The sequence below is a fragment of the Caballeronia glebae genome (genome assembly GCF_001545035.1).
Classification (GTDB): domain Bacteria; phylum Pseudomonadota; class Gammaproteobacteria; order Burkholderiales; family Burkholderiaceae; genus Caballeronia; species Caballeronia glebae.
In genome coordinates, this window is sequence record NZ_FCOJ02000049.1 from 1 (window position 1) to 16,732 (window position 16,732).

The following is a 16,732-nucleotide window of genomic DNA, read 5'->3' on the forward strand; positions in this document are numbered from 1 at the left end:
GGCTGACGCTGCTACGCAGCGCCAGCCTTCACCACAAAACGATTCGTCGGTGACAACTAGCCGGGAGTAACATCATTCCGTGAGGCAACACGGGCGGCCACAGTAGTTGACGCCATACATCAGTTGACCCAACAGGGCGAACGGCTCCGAATCAGCTTCAGCGAGCGTCTGAAAGCGATAGCCTGCGGTTTCATCGTCGCCCGCAAGCTCGAATGCTTCGAGGGACAGCTGATCGCCGAGCAACAAACTGCGAAAGTGAAATTCGTGATCGTTGCCGTCCGCATCCCGGAGACGCAACGGTGTAAAGCTCGGATGTTCGAATCCCTGCATGTCAGCGAACCGCGCCATTTCAGTGTTGAAGCACCGGCTGCAGAGCAGGCGCCAAGTGCCGTCCGACCCCGCGCTCACGAAGTCGTGCGCCGGCCCAGTCGCGCTGCAGTGATCACATCGGGATTGCGTCATTAGAGCACCGGCTACACGTCGTCCATTTTGAGGACATTGTCGCACCAGCTGCCGACGCTGCGCGTGGCCTGAAATGGGTGATGAGACCGGTTTCTCCAGTCGGCATACGAAAGTTCGATCATGTTAATTATGTAAAATGAAGTGTGAACTTCGCCGCGCTGTTGTCCGAAATTGCGCGGGCGGCTGCGGCGCTTCGACTTCAGCCCCGCGTCATATCATTAATCCCCTCGGCCGCGGCCAAGAAAGATTGACCGAGTGGGCTAATATGGACTAGACTAACCTTAGTCCACATGGGGGAAATTATGCAAACCGTCAATATTCACGACGCCAAGACGAACTTTTCGAAGTTGGTCGACGCTGCGGCGGGCGGAGAAGAAATTATCATCGCCAAAGCAGGAAAGCCGACGGCCAAGCTCGTTCCGATCGAGCCGGCGCGGCCGACGCGCGCTTTTGGCCGGCTAAAAGGAAAACTGCACATTGCCGATGATTTCGACGCGCCGTTGCCAGACGACGTGCTCGCTTCTTTTGAGGGTCGTTAATGGTGCGCGTGCTCCTGGATACGCACATCTACCTGTGGGTGCTTCAAGACGATCCGCAACTGAGCCACATCGCCCGCGGCCTGATAACCGAGGCCGACGACGTTTTCGTCAGCAGCGCGTCGATTTGGGAAGCGTCGATTAAAGCGGGGCTGGGGAAGCTCGACGCGGATCCGAAGATGCTGGTAGCGGAGATCGAGGGCAGCGGCTTTCGTGAGCTGCCAGTGCTTGGAAAACATGCGGTGTTGGTTCGCGACCTGCCGGACATTCATCGAGACCCCTTCGACAGACTGCTGGTGGCACAAGCCATGTCGGAACCGCTGATCCTGCTGACGGCCGATGGCCACCTCTCGGCCTACTCCAAGCTGGTCATGACAGTTTGAAAATTGGGAAACGCTAAGATGGCAGACTTAACCCTGGCACTCGCCTGCGGGCCGCGATCAACCGGCTATTCGACTCTGCGGAGTGGAGAAAGCGACCGAGCGGAGATCGACGACGCGTTGATTCAACTGCACCAGCAGGCAGCGGATACGGTGAAGGCCTCTCTGGCTGATCTTCGAGAGTTCGAAAGAAAAAGGCGTGCCCTTTCTGACGCATTGATTGCTGGTCAACTCCATGGAAAATTGCAGAGGTATGGCATGCTCGAATGGGTTTCAAGCGTCGCTGGAGAGTATCAGTCACGGGGGCCATATTTTGTCGGCCTGGGGGCTGTCCTCACAGCGTTTGGCGGTGCGATGAAATGGCAATACGAAATCAGGAAGGCGAAAGCTGAAGCGAAGGCATCACCGAAGGTTGGCGCCTCCCGGTGTTGTTGTTGCCCATTAATTTAGGCGTTTATGGATGTTACCTTATGTGCCTGATATTCCTGCGTAGGAAGTTTCGACTCGCAATTCAGAGGGCCCGCGAAGAAACTTGAACGCACCGTGGCGCCATATTATTTGGCGATGTCATGGCCCGCGGTGAGGCCCCCGACGCCACGTGATCAGCTGCTAGCGACGCGGCCCTTACTTGCATGCGAGAATGCTGTTGAAGATGGGTGCCCAGGGGCACCTTGCTAACGCCCTATTCCTTCCGCTTCCAAGGGCCCGTCAATGTTGAGGATCACTAGGATGGGGTATCATAAAAAAACATTAGGACACCTACAGAAAAAGTGCTGATGTTACTTATGTAAAATCACGACCGTTTTCGCTTACCGAGATACGTGAGTTCACGGACTTTTGAAGGATGACGGGCATGAGAGCGTGCTTTACTGGTCTTCATCAAGGGTAAGCGCCGCCTCGTAATCTTGGCCTCCGTAGAAGACACCAACGATCGAAACGACCTCTTTCTCCACCGTATAGGCGATGATGGTCCGCTTGCGGAAATGAGTGACTCGAAGTCCGGGCAGCAAATCGTCACGTGCGACACCGCGCGCTGGGAATGTCTGGAGCTTCATGCAGAAATCGACGATCGAATCAACGTATCGTTCGGCCGTCATCGGAGCGCCCGCGTTTGCGATGCGCTTTTCAATGCTCTGCAGTTGATCGAGCGCTTCGGGCGCAAACTGAACGCGCCAATTCATTCGTGGCGCGTGCGAGATTTTTTCAGTTCGGCACGTACCTGGTCTGCTGATAGTGCACGGCTTGGATCGTCCCGAAGTGCTTGCGCTGCAGGAACGACTTCGTTTCGTAACCATGCTTCAACGGCACGGTCACGCTCGCGGAGCACGCGAAGCGCGTCTCGCAGCACCTCGCTGTCAGACGCGTAGTCGCCGCTTGCGACCTTTGTGCGGACGAATTCGGCCATCTCGTTGGGTAAAGTGATGCGGAACTGGGCGGCGTCGATCGGGCCGCGCTCGAACGCAACTTGCGCGAACTGGTCGCCCAGCGTCTTTCCCTGCCCACGCAGCGGGTGGATCAGTGGATTCGCTTCGACGTGTTGCCGGAAGTCGCCGCCCGCGAGCTGAAAATAGAAAATGGTCAGCCGGGGTTCATCATGGAAATGCGGGGCTACACGCTGCGCAACCGGCCTCTTTACTATCAGTCCGTGTATTCCGGGCCCTTTGCCGAGCGACTCATCATCCTGCGGGAGCACGAATGACGCGCCATGCGCCACGGACCGTGCAAAAGAAAACGACGAGCTGTGAGACAGAAGAATTGCTTCGTCTCACGGCGCGTCGAAATCGCAGCCGCTGAATAAAGCGCCGTTCAGGCGACCGCCCTCTTTTCCTCTCCGATGAACAACTGACGCGGACGGCCGATCTTCTGCTCCGGATCCGCGATCATCTCGTTCCACTGCGCGATCCAGCCGACCGTACGCGCCATCGCGAAGATGCACGTGAACATCGACGTCGGGATCCCCAGCGCGCGCTGCACGATGCCCGAGTAGAAGTCGACGTTCGGGTACAGCTTGCGCGACACGAAGTATTCATCTTCCAGTGCGATCTTTTCCAGTTCCATCGCGAGCTTGAAGAGCGGATCGTCGTGCAGGCCGAGTTCGTTCAGCACTTCGTGGCACGTTTCGCGCATCAGCTTCGCACGCGGGTCGTAGTTCTTGTACACGCGGTGACCGAAGCCCATCAGCTTCACGCCCGAATTCTTGTCCTTCACCTGCTTGATGAACTCGGGGATGTGGTCGACCGAGCCGATCTCTTCGAGCATGTTCAGTGCGGCTTCGTTCGCGCCGCCATGCGCCGGGCCCCACAGACACGCGATACCGGCCGCGATGCACGCGAACGGGTTGGCGCCCGACGAACCCGCGAGACGCACCGTCGAGGTCGACGCGTTCTGCTCGTGGTCCGCGTGCAGAATCAGGATGCGGTCGAGCGCGCGCACGAGCACGTCGTTGACCTTGTACTCTTCGCACGGGTTCGAGAACATCATGTGCATGAAGTTCGCGCTGTACGACAGTTCGTTCTTCGGATAGACAAACGGCTGGCCGATGCTGAACTTGTATGCCATCGCAACGAGCGTCGGCAGCTTCGCGATCATGCGAATGGCCGACACTTCACGGTGGCGCGGATCGTTGATGTTCAGCGAGTCGTGATAGAACGCCGAAAGCGCGCCCACCGCCGCCGTCAATACCGCCATCGGGTGCGCGTCGCGACGGAAGCCGCGGAAGAAGAAGTGCATCTGCTCGTGCACCATCGTGTGACGCGTGACCGTGTCCACGAATTCCTTGTTCTGCGCCACGTTCGGCAGTTCGCCCTTCAGCAGCAGATAGCAGGTCTCGAGAAAGTCGGCATTCACGGCCAGCTGCTCGATCGGGTAGCCGCGGTACAGCAGCTCGCCCTTGTCGCCGTCGATGTACGTGATCGCGGAATTGCACGCCGCCGTCGACATGAAGCCCGGGTCATACGTGAACTTGCCGGTCTGACCGTACAGCTTGCGGATGTCGATCACGTCCGGGCCCATCGTGCCCTTGTAGATCGGCATTTCGACGCTCGGCGTGTTGTCGCTAAACGATAGCGTGGCTTTGATGTTTGACCGCTTCATGATGCGTTCCATGAGACTTGATGATGAGCGCGCCCAAGTTCAAGCGCGAAATTCGGCTCGTGTAATGACGATCGGCCCGACGGCCGAATCCGTTGCCCTTCTCGCCACGATTTCCATGATCGCGGGTTGTCCGAACGCGAAGGCTTCGCGTCGGGACATGATCTGATCGACGCCGGTTGCGGCGCTCAACGCATGTTCCGTCAGGACGCAGTTGACCGTGACGCCATCGACGATCGCGTCGAAATAGAGGAGGCCTTCGCCTACGTACACGCTGTCGACGTGTGGAAACAGAATATTCACTTGTACCTCTATGGGAATCGCAGCGCCGATGGCGCCATGGGTTATGCCTGCTTCGCGATCCGCCCGCTTTCGATGAAGTCGAGTACGCGCATTCCGCGTCGGCTTTGAGTGCTTCCAGCTGTTCATCCGCTATACGTTCACGTGCGGATCGAGGGATCGTTTCGCGATGTGGTCAGCGTGCGCTGCGTGCCACAACGTAAGGCTAACCAACGCTCGCGAGCCGAACACCTCTCGCCACGGGAGGGATGAGGGAAAACGAGCAGTTCGGTGAAACGCGGAGCGTGTGTCAGACAGACCGCAACGGCGGGTTAATCGTCCCGCCCCGCAAGCCTGGCGCAGCCGTGCGCCGGCGAGCTTCGGGCGCGTCCGGAAGCTCGTGCAGGATCAAGGCTGCGGCTTGGCGGAAGTAGCCAAACTGCGTCTAGCGAGCCATCGAGATGAACGGCTCGTTAATGAATGCATCGATTGAAGCGCGTACGCTCAGGCTGAATAGTCGTACACTCCGCGACCGGATTTACGACCGAGACGTCCGGCCGCGACGAGTTCGCGCAACAGATTGCACGCGCGATATTTCGGATCGCCGAAATCCTTCACGAACACGTCCATCACGGACAGACACACATCCAGCCCAATGAGATCGGCGAGCGCGAGCGGTCCGATCGGATGGTTCGCGCCGAGCTTCATGCCTTCGTCGATTTCCGCCGCGCTCGCCACGCCTTCCTGCAGCACGAAAAACGCCTCGTTGATCATCGGTACCAGAACGCGATTGACGACGAAGCCCGGCGAATTGCGCACGCCGATCGGCGATTTGTCGAAGCGCTCGGTGAGCGCGCGCACGGCTGCCGAAGTTTCATCGCTCGTTTGCAGGCCGCGAATGATCTCGACGAGCGGCATCATCGGCACCGGATTGAAGAAATGCATGCCGAGAAAGCGCGACGGTTCCGCCAGTTGCGCGGCGAGCGCGGTAATCGAGATCGACGACGTGTTCGTCGCGATAATCGCCTCCGGCCGCGCAGCCGCCTCGATCTGCTTCAGAATGCGCCCCTTCAGCTCGACGTTCTCGGTCGCCGCCTCGATGACGATATCGACCGAAGCCAGCAGCGCGTAGTCGGTCGATGTCTCGACGCGTCCGAGCGCGGCCTCCTGCGTCGCCGCGTCGAGCTTGCCCTTCGACACCAGTCGCTCCAGGCTCGACTTGAGCGCCGCGCGTCCCTTGCCGAGCGCAGCGTCGGTGACGTCGATCATTACGACGCGAAGCCCTGCGACGGCCGCGGTTTGCGCAATGCCGCTGCCCATCGTGCCTGCGCCGATCACACCAATCGATTCGATATTCATGCGTGTCTCTCCGTCGATCACTGAAGGTTTTCTAAGATCGCCGCGATCCCCTGACCGCCGCCGATGCACATCGTCACGAGCGCGTACCTGCCGCCGACGCGCTTTAGCTCATAAAGCGCTTTGACGGTGATCAGTGCGCCAGTCGCGCCGATAGGATGGCCGAGTGAAATACCCGAACCGTTCGGATTAACTTTCGCCGGGTCCAGTCGCAGCTCGTTCGTGACCGCGCATGCCTGCGCGGCGAAGGCTTCGTTCGCTTCGATCACGTCGAGCTGGGCAACGTCGAGACCCGCGCGTTCGAGCGCCTTGCGCGTCGCCGGCACGGGGCCGATGCCCATATAGGCCGGATCGACACCCGCATGCGCGTAGGACACGAGCCGTGCAAGCGGCCGCGCGCCGCGCCGCTCGGCCACGCCGCGCTCCATGAGCAGCACGGCCGCCGCCGCGTCGTTGATGCCCGAGGCGTTGCCGGCCGTCACCGTGCCGTTCTCCTTGACGAACACCGGCTTCAGGGTTTCGAAGTCCCTGGCGCTCGCATCGAGGCGCACGTGCTCGTCGGTGTCGAAGACCGCTTCGCCCTTTTTCGTGCGCAACGTGACCGGCAGGATCTGGTCGCGGAAGCGTCCTTCCGCGATCGCACGCTCGGCACGGCGATGCGATTCGAGCGCGAGCGCGTCCTGCGCATCGCGGGCAATGCCGTATTTGCGCGCGACGTTCTCCGCCGTCACGCCCATATGAATCGTCTGGAACGGGTCGTGCAGCGCGCCGAGCATCATGTCGACGAGCTTCCCGTCGCCCATGCGCTGGCCGAAGCGCGCGCCGGGCAACGCGTACAGCGCGCGGCTCATGGATTCAGCGCCGCCGCCGATGGCGATGTCCGCATCGCCCAGCAGAATGGTCTGCGCGGCCGAGATGATCGCCTGCAGGCCCGAGCCGCACAGCCGGTTCACCGTCAGCGCCGGCACATGCTGCGCGACGCCGCCGTTGATCGCCGCGACGCGCGCGAGATACATGTCCTTCGGCTCCGTATGCACCACGTGGCCGAACACGACGTGGCCGACTTCGTCGCCTGTGACGTTCCCGCGCCCGAGCACTTCGCGCACCGTCATCGCACCCAGTTCGGTCGGCGCGAAATCCTTCAGACTGCCGCCGAAATCGCCGATCGCGGTCCGCACGGCGCTCACCACGACTACTTCACGTTTTGCTTCGCTCATTGATTCGCTCCGGTTTGTTTGCGCGTGCGCGCCGCGCGATTACATGTTCGGATAGTTCGGCCCGCCGCCGCCTTCCGGCGTCACCCATACGATGTTCTGCGTCGGGTCCTTGATGTCGCAGGTCTTGCAGTGCACGCAATTCTGCGCATTGATTTGCAGCCGGTCTTCGTCCTTGCCGTCCGTCTCGTCCCTGACGAACTCGTACACGCCCGCCGGACAGAAGCGCGCTTCCGGGCCCGCGTAGGTGCGCAGATTGACGTCGATGGGCACGTTCCCGTCTTTCAGCGTCAGATGCGCGGGCTGGTTCTCTTCGTGATTGGTGTTCGAAATGAACACGGACGACAGCCGGTCGAACGTCAGCTTGCCGTCCGGCTTCGGATAGACGATCGGCGTGCACTGCGCGGCAGGCTTGAGCGTCTCGTGATCCGCGTGCCGGTGATGCAGCGTCCACGGCACCTTGCCGCCCAGCAGCTTCTGCTCGATGCCCACCATCAGCGTGCCGAGGTAGAGGCCCTTGCCCATCCATTGCTTGAAGTTGCGCGCGCGGTGCAGCTCCGTGTGCAGCCAGGAGCGCCGGAACGACTCCGGATAGGCCTCCAGCTCGTCCGATTCCCGCCCGGCCTGCAAGGCGTCGAATGCGGCATCGGCGGCGAGCATGCCGGTCTTGAGCGCCGCGTGCGAGCCCTTGATGCGCGACGCGTTGAGAAAGCCCGCATCGTCGCCGACGAGCGCGCCGCCCGGAAACACCAGCTTCGGCAAGGACATCAACCCGCCCGCCGCGATCGCGCGTGCGCCGTACGACACGCGCTTGCCGCCTTCGAGGAACGTGCGGATTGCCGGGTGCGTCTTGTAGCGCTGAAATTCCTCGAATGGCGAGAGGTACGGGTTCGTATATCCGAGTCCGACGACGAAGCCGACCATCACCTGATGATTGTCGAGGTGATAGAGGAACGAGCCGCCGTAAGTGTCGGTCTGGAGCGGCCAGCCTGCCGTGTGAATGACGAGCCCGGGCTTGTGCTGCGCCGGATCGATCTCCCACAGCTCCTTGATGCCGATGCCGTACACCTGCGGATCGACGCCCTCGCTCAGGCCGAAGCGCGCCGACAGCTGCCGCGCGAGATGACCGCGCGCGCCTTCGCAGAACAGCGTGTACTTCGCGTGAAGCTCCATGCCGAGCTGGAAGGCCTCGGTCGGCTGTCGGTCGCGGTCGACGCCCATGTTGCCCGTCGCCACGCCTTTAACCGAGCCATCATCGTGATAGAGCACTTCGGCGGCGGCGAAGCCCGCGAAGATCTCGACGCCCAGTGCTTCGGCCTGCTGACCCAGCCAGCGCGTCAGGTTCGCGAGGCTGATCACGTAGTTGCCGTGATTCCTGAAGTTCTCCGGCAGCGCCCAGTTCGGCACGGCCCGCGCGCCTGTTTCCGACAGGAACAGAAAGCGGTCCTCGGTCACCGCGACATCGAGCGGCGCGCCTTGCGCTTTCCAGTCGGGAATGAGCTCGTCGAGCGCACGCGGGTCCATGACTGCGCCCGACAGAATATGCGCGCCGATCTCCGAGCCCTTTTCGAGCACGCACACGCTGATCTCGGCGCCCTGCTCCGCCGCACGCTGCTTCAGGCGAATCGCGGCGGACAGTCCGGCCGGGCCGCCGCCGACGATCACCACGTCGTACTCCATCGATTCACGCGGACCGTATTGCTCGATCCAGTTCGTCGACGCCTCCGTGCGGGCGTTGTCCAACGTCATACCGCCTCCTTCTCTCAGGCTCAGGACACGCGTACGCGTCAGAATTGCGCTTCGTTCAATGCGAACAGCGGATCGTCGCCGTGCGCGCAGACGATGGCGGTTTCGAGTCCGCGGGCCTGCGTCAGCACGTATTCGGAGAAGCAGTGCGCGGTCGCGATCTTCGCGCCGTAGAACTGCGGGTCTTCGGCCCGCTTGCGTTGCGCCGCGAGCAGCGCACGCGCCATCTGCCAGCCCGACAGCACGATGCCCGCGAGCTTCAGATACGGCACGCCGCCGGCGAACACCGCGTTCGGGTCGCGCTTGCCCGATTCGAGCACGTAGGCGACGACGTTCGCGAGCGCCTCGCGTCCATCGGCGAGACGCCGGTGCACCGCCTCGAAAACACGCGCGGCGTCGCCGGCATCGGTCGAGCGCAACGATTCGAGCGTCGCGTCGATTTCCTCGAGCAGCGCATGTGCCGCCGCGCCGCTGTCGCGAAGCGTCTTGCGGCCGACGAGATCGTTGGCCTGAATCGCCGTCGTGCCTTCGTAGATCGACAGGATCCGCGCGTCGCGATAGAACTGTGCCGCGCCCGTCTCCTCGATGAAGCCCATCCCGCCATGCACCTGAACGCCGAGACTCGTGATGTCGACGGCCATTTCGGTGCTCCAGCCCTTCACGATCGGCACGAGATATTCGTTAATCGCCTGATGCCGTGCGCGGCTCGCCGCATCCTCGTCGTGATGCGCGAAATCCGCGTGCGCGGCCGCGACATAGGCAAGCGCACGCGCGCCTTCGGTCAGCGCGCGCATGGTGCCGAGCATCCGGCGCACGTCGGGGTGGCGGATGATCGCGACCGAGCCCGCGTCCGAACCGTCGACGGGGCGGCTCTGAATCCGCTCCTTCGCGTACTCGGCGGCCTTCTGATAAGCCGCATCGGACAGCGCGATGCCCTGCAAACCGACGCCGAAGCGCGCCGCGTTCATCATGATGAACATGTACTCGAGACCGCGGTTCTCCTCGCCCACGAGATAGCCGATCGCACCACCCTTGTCGCCGTACTGGAGCACGGCCGTCGGACTCGCCTTGATCCCGAGCTTGTGCTCGATCGACACGCAGTGGACGTCATTGCGCGCGCCGAGGCTGCCGTCGTCGTTCAGCAGGAATTTGGGCACGAGGAACAGCGAAATGCCCTTCACGCCTTCCGGCGCATTCGGGGTGCGAGCCAGCACGAGATGGACGATGTTCTCGGCCATGTCGTGCTCGCCCCAGGTGATGAAGATCTTGGTGCCGGACACCTTGTAGGTGCCGTCGCCCTGCGGTTCGGCGCGCGAACGCACGAGCGACAGATCGGAGCCCGCCTGCGGCTCGGTCAGATTCATCGTGCCGGTCCAGGCGCCCTCGACCAGCTTCGGCAGAAAGCGCGCCTTCAACTCCTCCGAGCCCGCGGTCAGCAATGCCTCGATAGCGCCGTCGGTGAGCAGCGGGCACAACGCAAAGGAAAGGTTGGACGCGTTGAGCATCTCGATGCACGGCGACGCGATAAGCTTCGCGAGGCCCTGACCGCCGAATTCCACCGGATGGCTGATGCCTTGCCAGCCGCCTTCGGTATATTGGCGGTAGGCGTCGCTGAAGCCGGGCGTCGCCGTGACCATGCCGTCGCGCCATTCGCTCGGCCGCTGGTCGCCCGCAGCGTTCAACGGCGCGATGACTTCGGCGGCCAGCTTCGCGCCTTCGTCGAGGATGGCTTGCGCCGTGTCCGCATTCGAATCCGCAAGACCCGAAAGCTGGCTGATTCTTGCAAGACCTGCCAACTCTTCCATGACAAACATCATTTCCTTGACGGGCGGCGTGTAGCTCATCTGATCGCTCCTGGCACACAGCATTCCGAGGAGAGTCTCGCGGCTGCGGCAAACGTTGATATGTTGCGATGCATGGTATCAACGCTGCCCGGCTCCTTTGATACCGGAAGCTGCCTTTTCATTGACAAAACGTGCCAAATGAGGCGAGCCATCGAAGTGAAATGGCCGTGTTGCCGCGAATTAGCCGTCCGTTCTCTGCCGATAGGCGGCGGGCGTGCTGCCGGTCCAGTGACGGAAGGCGCGATGAAACGCGGTCGGATTATCGAAACCGACATCGTAGGCGATCGTCGCGAGGGCATCGTCCGACCGGGTGAGGCGCTGAATCGCAATGTCGCGGCGCACTTCGTCCTTGATCGCCTGGAAGGTTGTGCCCTCCGCTTCGAGACGGCGGCACAGCGTGCGCACCGAATAGTGAAGCTGCTGCGCGACGGCATCGACGGTCGGCGTTGTTGGCAAGCCGCCGGCGATGCACTGGCGCACCCGGTGACACACCACCTCTTCCGTGAACGACACAAAAATCCAGTCCTCCGGCGCACGCTGAAGGAAGGCGTTGAGGTCCGATTTTCGCTGCCGGATCGGGCGATCGAGATAAGCCGCATCGAACGCGATGAGGGTGCGATCGCGCCCGAAACGCACCGGGCCGGGAAACAGATACAGCAGATCGCTGGGCTGCGGGGGGCGCTGAAATTGGAACACTGCTTCGATGAGCGGAATCTTCTCGCGTATCAGCCATGACGCCACGCCGTGCACGAGCTTGAGCATTAGCTCCCGCGCGAGTGCGCTTGCCTGCGGACCGCCCGGGTTCGCTGCGAATTCGACGGTCCCGTGCGGTCCATCGCGGCGCGAGACAAGCTGGAAATCATCGAGAATCAGATGAAAGAACTGCCCGAAACGATGCAGCGCGACTTCGAGCCGTGGCGCGTCGAGCAAACTGAGGCACAGGAACTTGAGCGTGCCGTTGCGCAACGGACGCGCAAAGACGCCGGGCATCTCGTCGTCGAGTTCCATGGCGAGCAGCCGGTAGAGCGTCGAGAATTGCTCCTGCGTGACGCGCGCTGCCGGAATGCCGAGCAACTCGTGCGGGATGCCGGAATGCTCCGCGAGCCGCACGACCGCGGCGCGGTCGGCGCCGGAAAGGAAGCCGTTGACGATTGAAATCGGAACTGTGGCGGGCGGAGGGGCCATGACGAGATCGGCTAGATGCTAAGGCGAGACAGAATTCTGTCATATAAGTCGCGTGGTCCGCCGCGATATCCCGATCTCACGGGGAACGTCCCTATCCGACCCGCTTCGGTCAGATCACCTCCTCCAACGGTCATTCAGCCGATGTCGGTTCCTTCGAACCGAATTGGCCGAACTTCGACGGATGATTACCGTCTCAGTTCGCTCCTCGGCGGCCTTTCGCAGCGGCCTGCCCACGGACAGTTCCTCGCGCCGAAAGAGGCCGTGGGCCGGTCTGCAACGATCACTGCGCTACAATCGCCCCATGTAAATGTGCTTGGCGTAACGGTCATGGCACTGTCGCCGGTCAGCAGTTAGTTCGCCCGACGCGCAGCCCGATCAGGCAGCGCTGCCTTTTTCGACGGACGACTAGAGCCGTCGGTCAGAAAAAGGGATAAATGCGATGGCCAATCAGGTGATTTTCAGCGGCGCACCGTCGCAGGTATGCAACCTTCCGGCGCTCCTTAAGGGGGGCGTTGTCATGGCATTGATTGGCGGAATACATCTCTGCACGTCGAACTCTTTCCCGCTTCAGTGGAATGTGCTGCTTGCACAAGCCGGCGCGGTTTTGATCGGTGTCGGTTTACCGTTCGTCAAGACCGCATTCACTCGAATCGCCATCGATACCGCACGAATTACCTGGACGCAGGGCATTCTGCATCGCCGTGTGTCGACTCTCGAGCTTTCCCGGATTCAAAGCATCACCTCGATCCACCCGTGGTGGCTACGCCTCTTCGGCACCGGCTCGATCATTCTGACGACCAACGATGTAGCGCATCCCGTGAGGCGTTTGCCGGCCATCAGCAACGCGGATCAGCTCTGCAAGAGGCTCGACGAGGCGGTAGCTGTGCATCACGGACGGCATATTCCCCCATACACGAATGATCCGAACGCACCTGGTTACTCTCAGGTGCACAGTATTTGAACGGGCGACATCAGTTCGCAAATGCCAGATCGTTGTTGACAGTTCAATGCAGGCCAGGCTCGGGCTGTCGGCATCGGCTGCACGCGATCAGATGCGCGCTTCAGGACCGAGCGGCCGATGGCGCAAGTGCACGCAAGAGTGCGCGTTCATCGAACGGCTTCTGACAGCGCGAGTGCCGCTGGTAGCGCGGGTCGACCGATTCTTCGCCATAGCCGGTCGCGAAGATGAACCGGATCTTCCGCTGTACGAGGGCGTCGGCGATCGCATACGACTTCTGGCCATGTAGATCCACGTCGAGTATGGCCGCATCCACCTGCTCGCGCCCGCTCTCGACCAACGACAGCGCTTCATCCGCCCAGCCCACGGGGCCGATCACGCTCGCGCCCGCTTCTTCCAGCACACCCGCCACAGCAAGCGCTACCAGGTAGTCGTCCTCCACGACCAGCACCTTGCAACCCTGCAGCGGTTTGCTCTCGTCAGCCACGTTTCGTCTCCTCCCCTGTGCCTGCGCGCGTCCGTACGGGCTGCAGCGGGATCTCGATGTGACATGAAATGCCGTCGTCCCTGAAGACCAGTTCCGTCTGCGCGTGCAGGGTGAACTTGAGGGCCTTTTCGATAAGCTCGCGGCCAAAACCGGCTTTCGTCGAATCCGGCTTTGTGGTCAGCCCGCTCTCGTGCCACCGGATCCGGAGCGCACGCACGCCCTGGGCGTCCGGACCGATGTCCCAGCCGAGTTCGAGCCGCGCGGCACGATCCTTGAGCGCACCGTACTTGATCGCATTCGTCGCCAGCTCATGCAGCACGAGCGCAACCGTCTGCATGCTGCGAAAGCCGAGCGGCGCAGAAGGACCGCTGATGGTAATCCGTTCGCCGTCTGCCACGCCCAGTGCCTCAAACTCCAGCCGCACCATATCCCTGAGGTCGATCAGGTCGCCGTCGGCGTCACCGATCAGCCCCTGCAGCCGGCCCAGCGCCGCCAGGCGGCTCACAAATGTATCGAGCACGGGCCCGCGGCTGAGCGTCTGCTGCGCAATCGACTGGATGACCGACAGCAGGTTGCGCGTTCGGTGCTGCAGTTCCGCGATCAGCACATCCTGCCGTTCCTCGGCGTTGACAAGGCTCGTGATATTGACGAATGCGACGACCACCCCTTCTGTCTTCTGATCGGTGTTGCGATACGGCGTGAGCCGCACCAGATAGTGCGTGGCGCCGTCCGGGCTGCTGACCCGACGTTCCTGCGCCTGCTGCGCGGCAAACACGGCGGCGATGTCCTCTTTCAGGCCCGGCAGGTTGAAGCTGCTGGCGAGTTCCGTAATGGGCCTGCCCATGTCGCCGGGACGGATGTTGAAAATGCCGTCCATCGCCGGTGTGAACGACCTGATGACGAGATGGCGGTCCAGAAACACCGTCGCCACCGAGGTGCTCTCAAACAGGTTTTTGAGGTCGTTGTTCGAACGGTCCAGCGCTTCGATCTTGCCGTTCAGTTCGAAGTTGACGGTATGCAGCTCCTCATTCAGCGAGACCAGCTCTTCTTTCGACGCTTCCAGTTCTTCGTTCGAAGACTGCAGTTCCTCATTGACCGACACCAGCTCCTCGTTCGACGACTTCAGCTCTTCCAGCGCCGTCTCGTACTCCTCGATCATCGATTGCAGGCGCTCGCGGGTGTCGCGCAGTTCCTTTTCAACCTGCAGGGCGGCGCCGTCGTGGGTCGCCTGTGCGCGCGCCAGTGCTTCCTCACGCGTGAGCACGGGCCCCTGGTCGGTGAATACGACCAGATAGCAGATCGCCCGCGGTCTGTCCCGCGAGCGGTTCGACCGTCAGGCTGATGATCTGCACCCGGCCATCGTCGCTATCGACGGCCACGCCATCGCGGGTCACCCGCCGGCCCGACTCGACCGCTTCGCGAAACACCGCCCGCAGATCGAGCCCGAGACCCTTGCGTGCCATCGACACAAGCTGCCGGGACGGCACGCCCGGCGCGGCCTCCAGATACTTGCCGGTGCGCCCCGAGTAATAGACGACTTCGCCCTCGCGTGTGACCAGCACATGCGGCGGCGCAAAACGCTCCAGCATGTGGGCGTCAACCATGTGTCGCAGTGCGGTCGCGCTGGCAGGCGGCCGGCTCGTCGTATGGAGCGCCATCTGTCCGATGCGCGCTGAGGCGAGCGTCGCGGGTACGCGGAGCTGTGGCGACACGTCGTCGCGCCGGCGGAAGATGCGATGCTTCTTGTCGACGGGTGTAAAAAGCTCATCGAACTGGCTGACATTCTCGGAGGTCCCGAGGAACAGGTAGCCGTCCGGGCGCAGCGCGTAGTGGAAGGTCGGGATGACCTGGTTCTGTACCTCAACGCCGAAGTAGATCAGCAGGTTTCGGCAGGAAACCAGATCGATGCGCGAGAAAGGCGGGTCGCGAATGACGCTGTGCGGTGAAAAGACACACAGGTCGCGGATTTCCTTGGCGAGCACGTAGCTGCCGCCATCGGCGACGAAAAACCGCTCGCGTCGTGCCTCTGACACGCCGTCAAGCATCTGGGCAGGGTAACGTGCCGCGCGCGCCACCGAGAGCGCGTGGTCGTCGATATCCGTGGCAAAAACCTGCACGCGCGGCACCGGATCGCGGCCATCGAGCTGCTCGCGCAGCAGCATGGCAAGCGAGTACACTTCTTCCCCCGTCGCACAGCCAGGTACCCACACGCGTACGGTGTAGTCGGGTCCGCGACGCTCGAACAGTTTCGGCAGCACCTCGTTCGCGAGACTGTCAAATGCACTCGCGTCGCGAAAGAAGCTGGTCACGTTGATCAGCAGATCCCGAAACAGCGCGCTCACCTCTTCCGGGTCCGCCGTGAGGCGGGCAATGTAGGCATCGGGAGTTTCAACCTGCAGGACTTGCATGCGTCGCTGCACGCGCCGCAGGAATGTCTTCACCTTGTAGCCGCTGAAGTCGTGCCCCACCTGGTTGCGCAGGATCGTGCAGATTGCGTCGCGCGCCTCGTCAAGCGCCGTACTCTGGGCTGCGTCGTCGTTACCGGCGGCGATGCCGTCGAGCGTAAATGCGCCGCGGGCAAAATCAACTAGACGGGCGCCCATTGCCTCGGCGGGCACCGCAAAGTCAACGAGCCCCGTGGAAATGGCGCTCGCGGGCATGTCGGGATGATGCGGACCGAAACCGTCGGCCGCCTGCGCAAGCGTAAGCCCGCCCGCCTCCTTGATGGCCTTGACGCCCAGTGTGCCGTCCGAATCGCCGCCTGACAGCACCACGCCCGCCGACAGTTCGCCGATATCGGCGGCGAGCGCGCTGAAAAAGACGTCAATATGCTTGCGTTCGCGCTGCAGAGCCTTCTGCGCCTGCATGCGCAGCGTGCGCCTGTCGATGGAGAGCAACGCGTCAGTGGGCAGCAGATAAACGTTGTCGATTTCTACGGCCGTACCGTCGGCAATCGTATGCACAGGCATGGGCGAAAAGCGCGCAACAATCTCCGGCAGCATGCTTTCGCGATCCGGGCTCAGGTGCGTGATGATCACGCACGCGAAGCCCGGATTTTCCGGCACACCGCGAAAGAAGCCTTCGAGCGCTTCCACTGCGCCGGCTGACGCGCCAATCCCGACAATCGGAAAATCGGTTGCTGACATATCTATCGCGCCTCCTGCTTCGCGCGTGGGCGTCGGCCGGGGGGCGCTG

18 protein-coding genes and 1 pseudogene are annotated in these 16,732 nt (G+C 62.1%); 5 read left to right on the plus strand and 14 right to left on the minus strand.

All coding sequences use genetic code 11. The annotated features are described in order from the left end of the window. Nucleotides 1-72: 72 nt before the first annotated feature. Both AWB82_RS38065 and AWB82_RS39365 read right to left on the minus strand, forming a co-directional pair. Entirely contained in the window at nucleotides 73-330 is a 258-nt protein-coding gene (locus tag AWB82_RS38065; RefSeq protein WP_200818210.1) for a DUF7686 domain-containing protein, read from the minus strand. Nucleotides 331-336: 6 nt separating this feature from the next. Next, a pseudogene (locus tag AWB82_RS39365) lies at nucleotides 337-462 on the minus strand (DUF7685 domain-containing protein); the annotation flags it as partial. A 302-nt stretch (nucleotides 463-764) separates the two neighbouring features. Between AWB82_RS39365 and AWB82_RS26900 the strand changes: the two are divergent. The 3 genes from AWB82_RS26900 to AWB82_RS37310 are packed head-to-tail and all read left to right on the plus strand — an operon-like array spanning nucleotide 765 to nucleotide 1,828. Further along, nucleotides 765-1,001, plus strand: a complete 237-nt coding sequence (locus AWB82_RS26900) for a type II toxin-antitoxin system Phd/YefM family antitoxin (protein ID WP_086972431.1) — start codon at nucleotides 765-767, stop codon at nucleotides 999-1,001. A gap of 2 nt (nucleotides 1,002-1,003) precedes the next feature. Further along, complete coding sequence (locus AWB82_RS26905) at nucleotides 1,004-1,381, plus strand: type II toxin-antitoxin system VapC family toxin (protein WP_086972432.1); 378 nt, start codon at nucleotides 1,004-1,006, stop codon at nucleotides 1,379-1,381. Nucleotides 1,382-1,399: 18 nt separating this feature from the next. Beyond that, nucleotides 1,400-1,828 carry a hypothetical protein gene (locus AWB82_RS37310; RefSeq protein WP_143756866.1) on the plus strand — a complete coding sequence of 143 codons (429 nt, stop codon included), beginning with the start codon at nucleotides 1,400-1,402 and terminating at the stop codon, nucleotides 1,826-1,828. Nucleotides 1,829-2,244: 416 nt separating this feature from the next. Here AWB82_RS37310 and AWB82_RS26910 read toward each other — a convergent pair whose 3' ends face one another. Both AWB82_RS26910 and AWB82_RS26915 read right to left on the minus strand, forming a co-directional pair. Further along, a complete protein-coding gene (locus AWB82_RS26910) occupies nucleotides 2,245-2,559 on the minus strand; it encodes a type II toxin-antitoxin system RelE/ParE family toxin (RefSeq protein ID WP_086972398.1) in 315 nt (104 codons plus the stop codon). Continuing rightward, on the minus strand, nucleotides 2,556-2,954 hold the full coding sequence (locus AWB82_RS26915; protein ID WP_456061741.1) for a type II toxin-antitoxin system ParD family antitoxin: 399 nt from the start codon (nucleotides 2,952-2,954) through the stop codon (nucleotides 2,556-2,558). Before AWB82_RS26915 ends, AWB82_RS26910 begins: the two co-directional genes overlap by 4 nt. On the opposite strand from AWB82_RS26915, the gene AWB82_RS26920 reads away from it, so the two are divergent. Next, nucleotides 2,844-3,077: a GntR family transcriptional regulator gene (locus AWB82_RS26920; RefSeq protein WP_235023452.1), complete on the plus strand. Its 234-nt coding sequence runs from the start codon at nucleotides 2,844-2,846 to the stop codon at nucleotides 3,075-3,077. The two genes, AWB82_RS26915 and AWB82_RS26920, sit on opposite strands and share 111 nt — an antisense overlap. 107 nt (nucleotides 3,078-3,184) lie before the next feature. Here the strand turns inward: AWB82_RS26920 and gltA are convergent, their stop codons facing one another. The 7 genes from gltA to AWB82_RS26955 form a co-directional block, all read right to left on the minus strand. Beyond that, a complete protein-coding gene (gene gltA, locus AWB82_RS26925) occupies nucleotides 3,185-4,471 on the minus strand; it encodes a citrate synthase (protein ID WP_086972433.1) in 1,287 nt (428 codons plus the stop codon). 39 nt (nucleotides 4,472-4,510) lie between these two features. Beyond that, nucleotides 4,511-4,897 (minus strand): hypothetical protein, encoded by a 387-nt coding sequence (locus AWB82_RS26930; RefSeq protein ID WP_235023453.1) that lies wholly within the window; start codon nucleotides 4,895-4,897, stop codon nucleotides 4,511-4,513. A gap of 354 nt (nucleotides 4,898-5,251) precedes the next feature. Continuing rightward, nucleotides 5,252-6,106, minus strand: coding sequence for a 3-hydroxybutyryl-CoA dehydrogenase (locus tag AWB82_RS26935; RefSeq protein ID WP_086972402.1), 855 nt, complete (start codon nucleotides 6,104-6,106; stop codon nucleotides 5,252-5,254). 17 nt (nucleotides 6,107-6,123) lie between these two features. Then, nucleotides 6,124-7,320: a beta-ketothiolase BktB gene (gene bktB, locus AWB82_RS26940; RefSeq protein ID WP_086972403.1), complete on the minus strand. Its 1,197-nt coding sequence runs from the start codon at nucleotides 7,318-7,320 to the stop codon at nucleotides 6,124-6,126. A gap of 39 nt (nucleotides 7,321-7,359) precedes the next feature. Next, nucleotides 7,360-9,066, minus strand: a complete 1,707-nt coding sequence (locus AWB82_RS26945) for an electron transfer flavoprotein-ubiquinone oxidoreductase (protein WP_086972404.1) — start codon at nucleotides 9,064-9,066, stop codon at nucleotides 7,360-7,362. Between the two features lie 38 nt (nucleotides 9,067-9,104). Then, a complete protein-coding gene (locus AWB82_RS26950; protein WP_086972405.1) occupies nucleotides 9,105-10,907 on the minus strand; it encodes an acyl-CoA dehydrogenase in 1,803 nt (600 codons plus the stop codon). 180 nt (nucleotides 10,908-11,087) lie between these two features. Next, entirely contained in the window at nucleotides 11,088-12,092 is a 1,005-nt protein-coding gene (locus AWB82_RS26955) for an AraC family transcriptional regulator (RefSeq protein WP_200818211.1), read from the minus strand. Nucleotides 12,093-12,531: 439 nt separating this feature from the next. On the opposite strand from AWB82_RS26955, the gene AWB82_RS26960 reads away from it, so the two are divergent. Next, a complete protein-coding gene (locus AWB82_RS26960; RefSeq protein WP_086972406.1) occupies nucleotides 12,532-13,053 on the plus strand; it encodes a PH domain-containing protein in 522 nt (173 codons plus the stop codon). 100 nt (nucleotides 13,054-13,153) lie between these two features. Here AWB82_RS26960 and AWB82_RS26965 read toward each other — a convergent pair whose 3' ends face one another. Genes AWB82_RS26965 through AWB82_RS38525 form a run of 3 tightly spaced genes read right to left on the minus strand, consistent with a single transcriptional unit; the run spans nucleotide 13,154 to nucleotide 16,683 of the window. Then, nucleotides 13,154-13,537, minus strand: coding sequence for a response regulator (locus AWB82_RS26965; protein WP_086972407.1), 384 nt, complete (start codon nucleotides 13,535-13,537; stop codon nucleotides 13,154-13,156). Beyond that, nucleotides 13,530-14,801, minus strand: coding sequence for a PAS domain-containing protein (locus AWB82_RS38520; RefSeq protein WP_235023454.1), 1,272 nt, complete (start codon nucleotides 14,799-14,801; stop codon nucleotides 13,530-13,532). Before AWB82_RS38520 ends, AWB82_RS26965 begins: the two co-directional genes overlap by 8 nt. Continuing rightward, the gene (locus AWB82_RS38525) at nucleotides 14,788-16,683 is read right to left on the minus strand and encodes a CheR family methyltransferase (RefSeq protein ID WP_235023455.1); all 1,896 of its coding nucleotides are present in this window, start codon (nucleotides 16,681-16,683) and stop codon (nucleotides 14,788-14,790) included. The genes AWB82_RS38520 and AWB82_RS38525 overlap by 14 nt, the downstream gene beginning before the upstream one ends. Nucleotides 16,684-16,732: the final 49 nt, after the last annotated feature.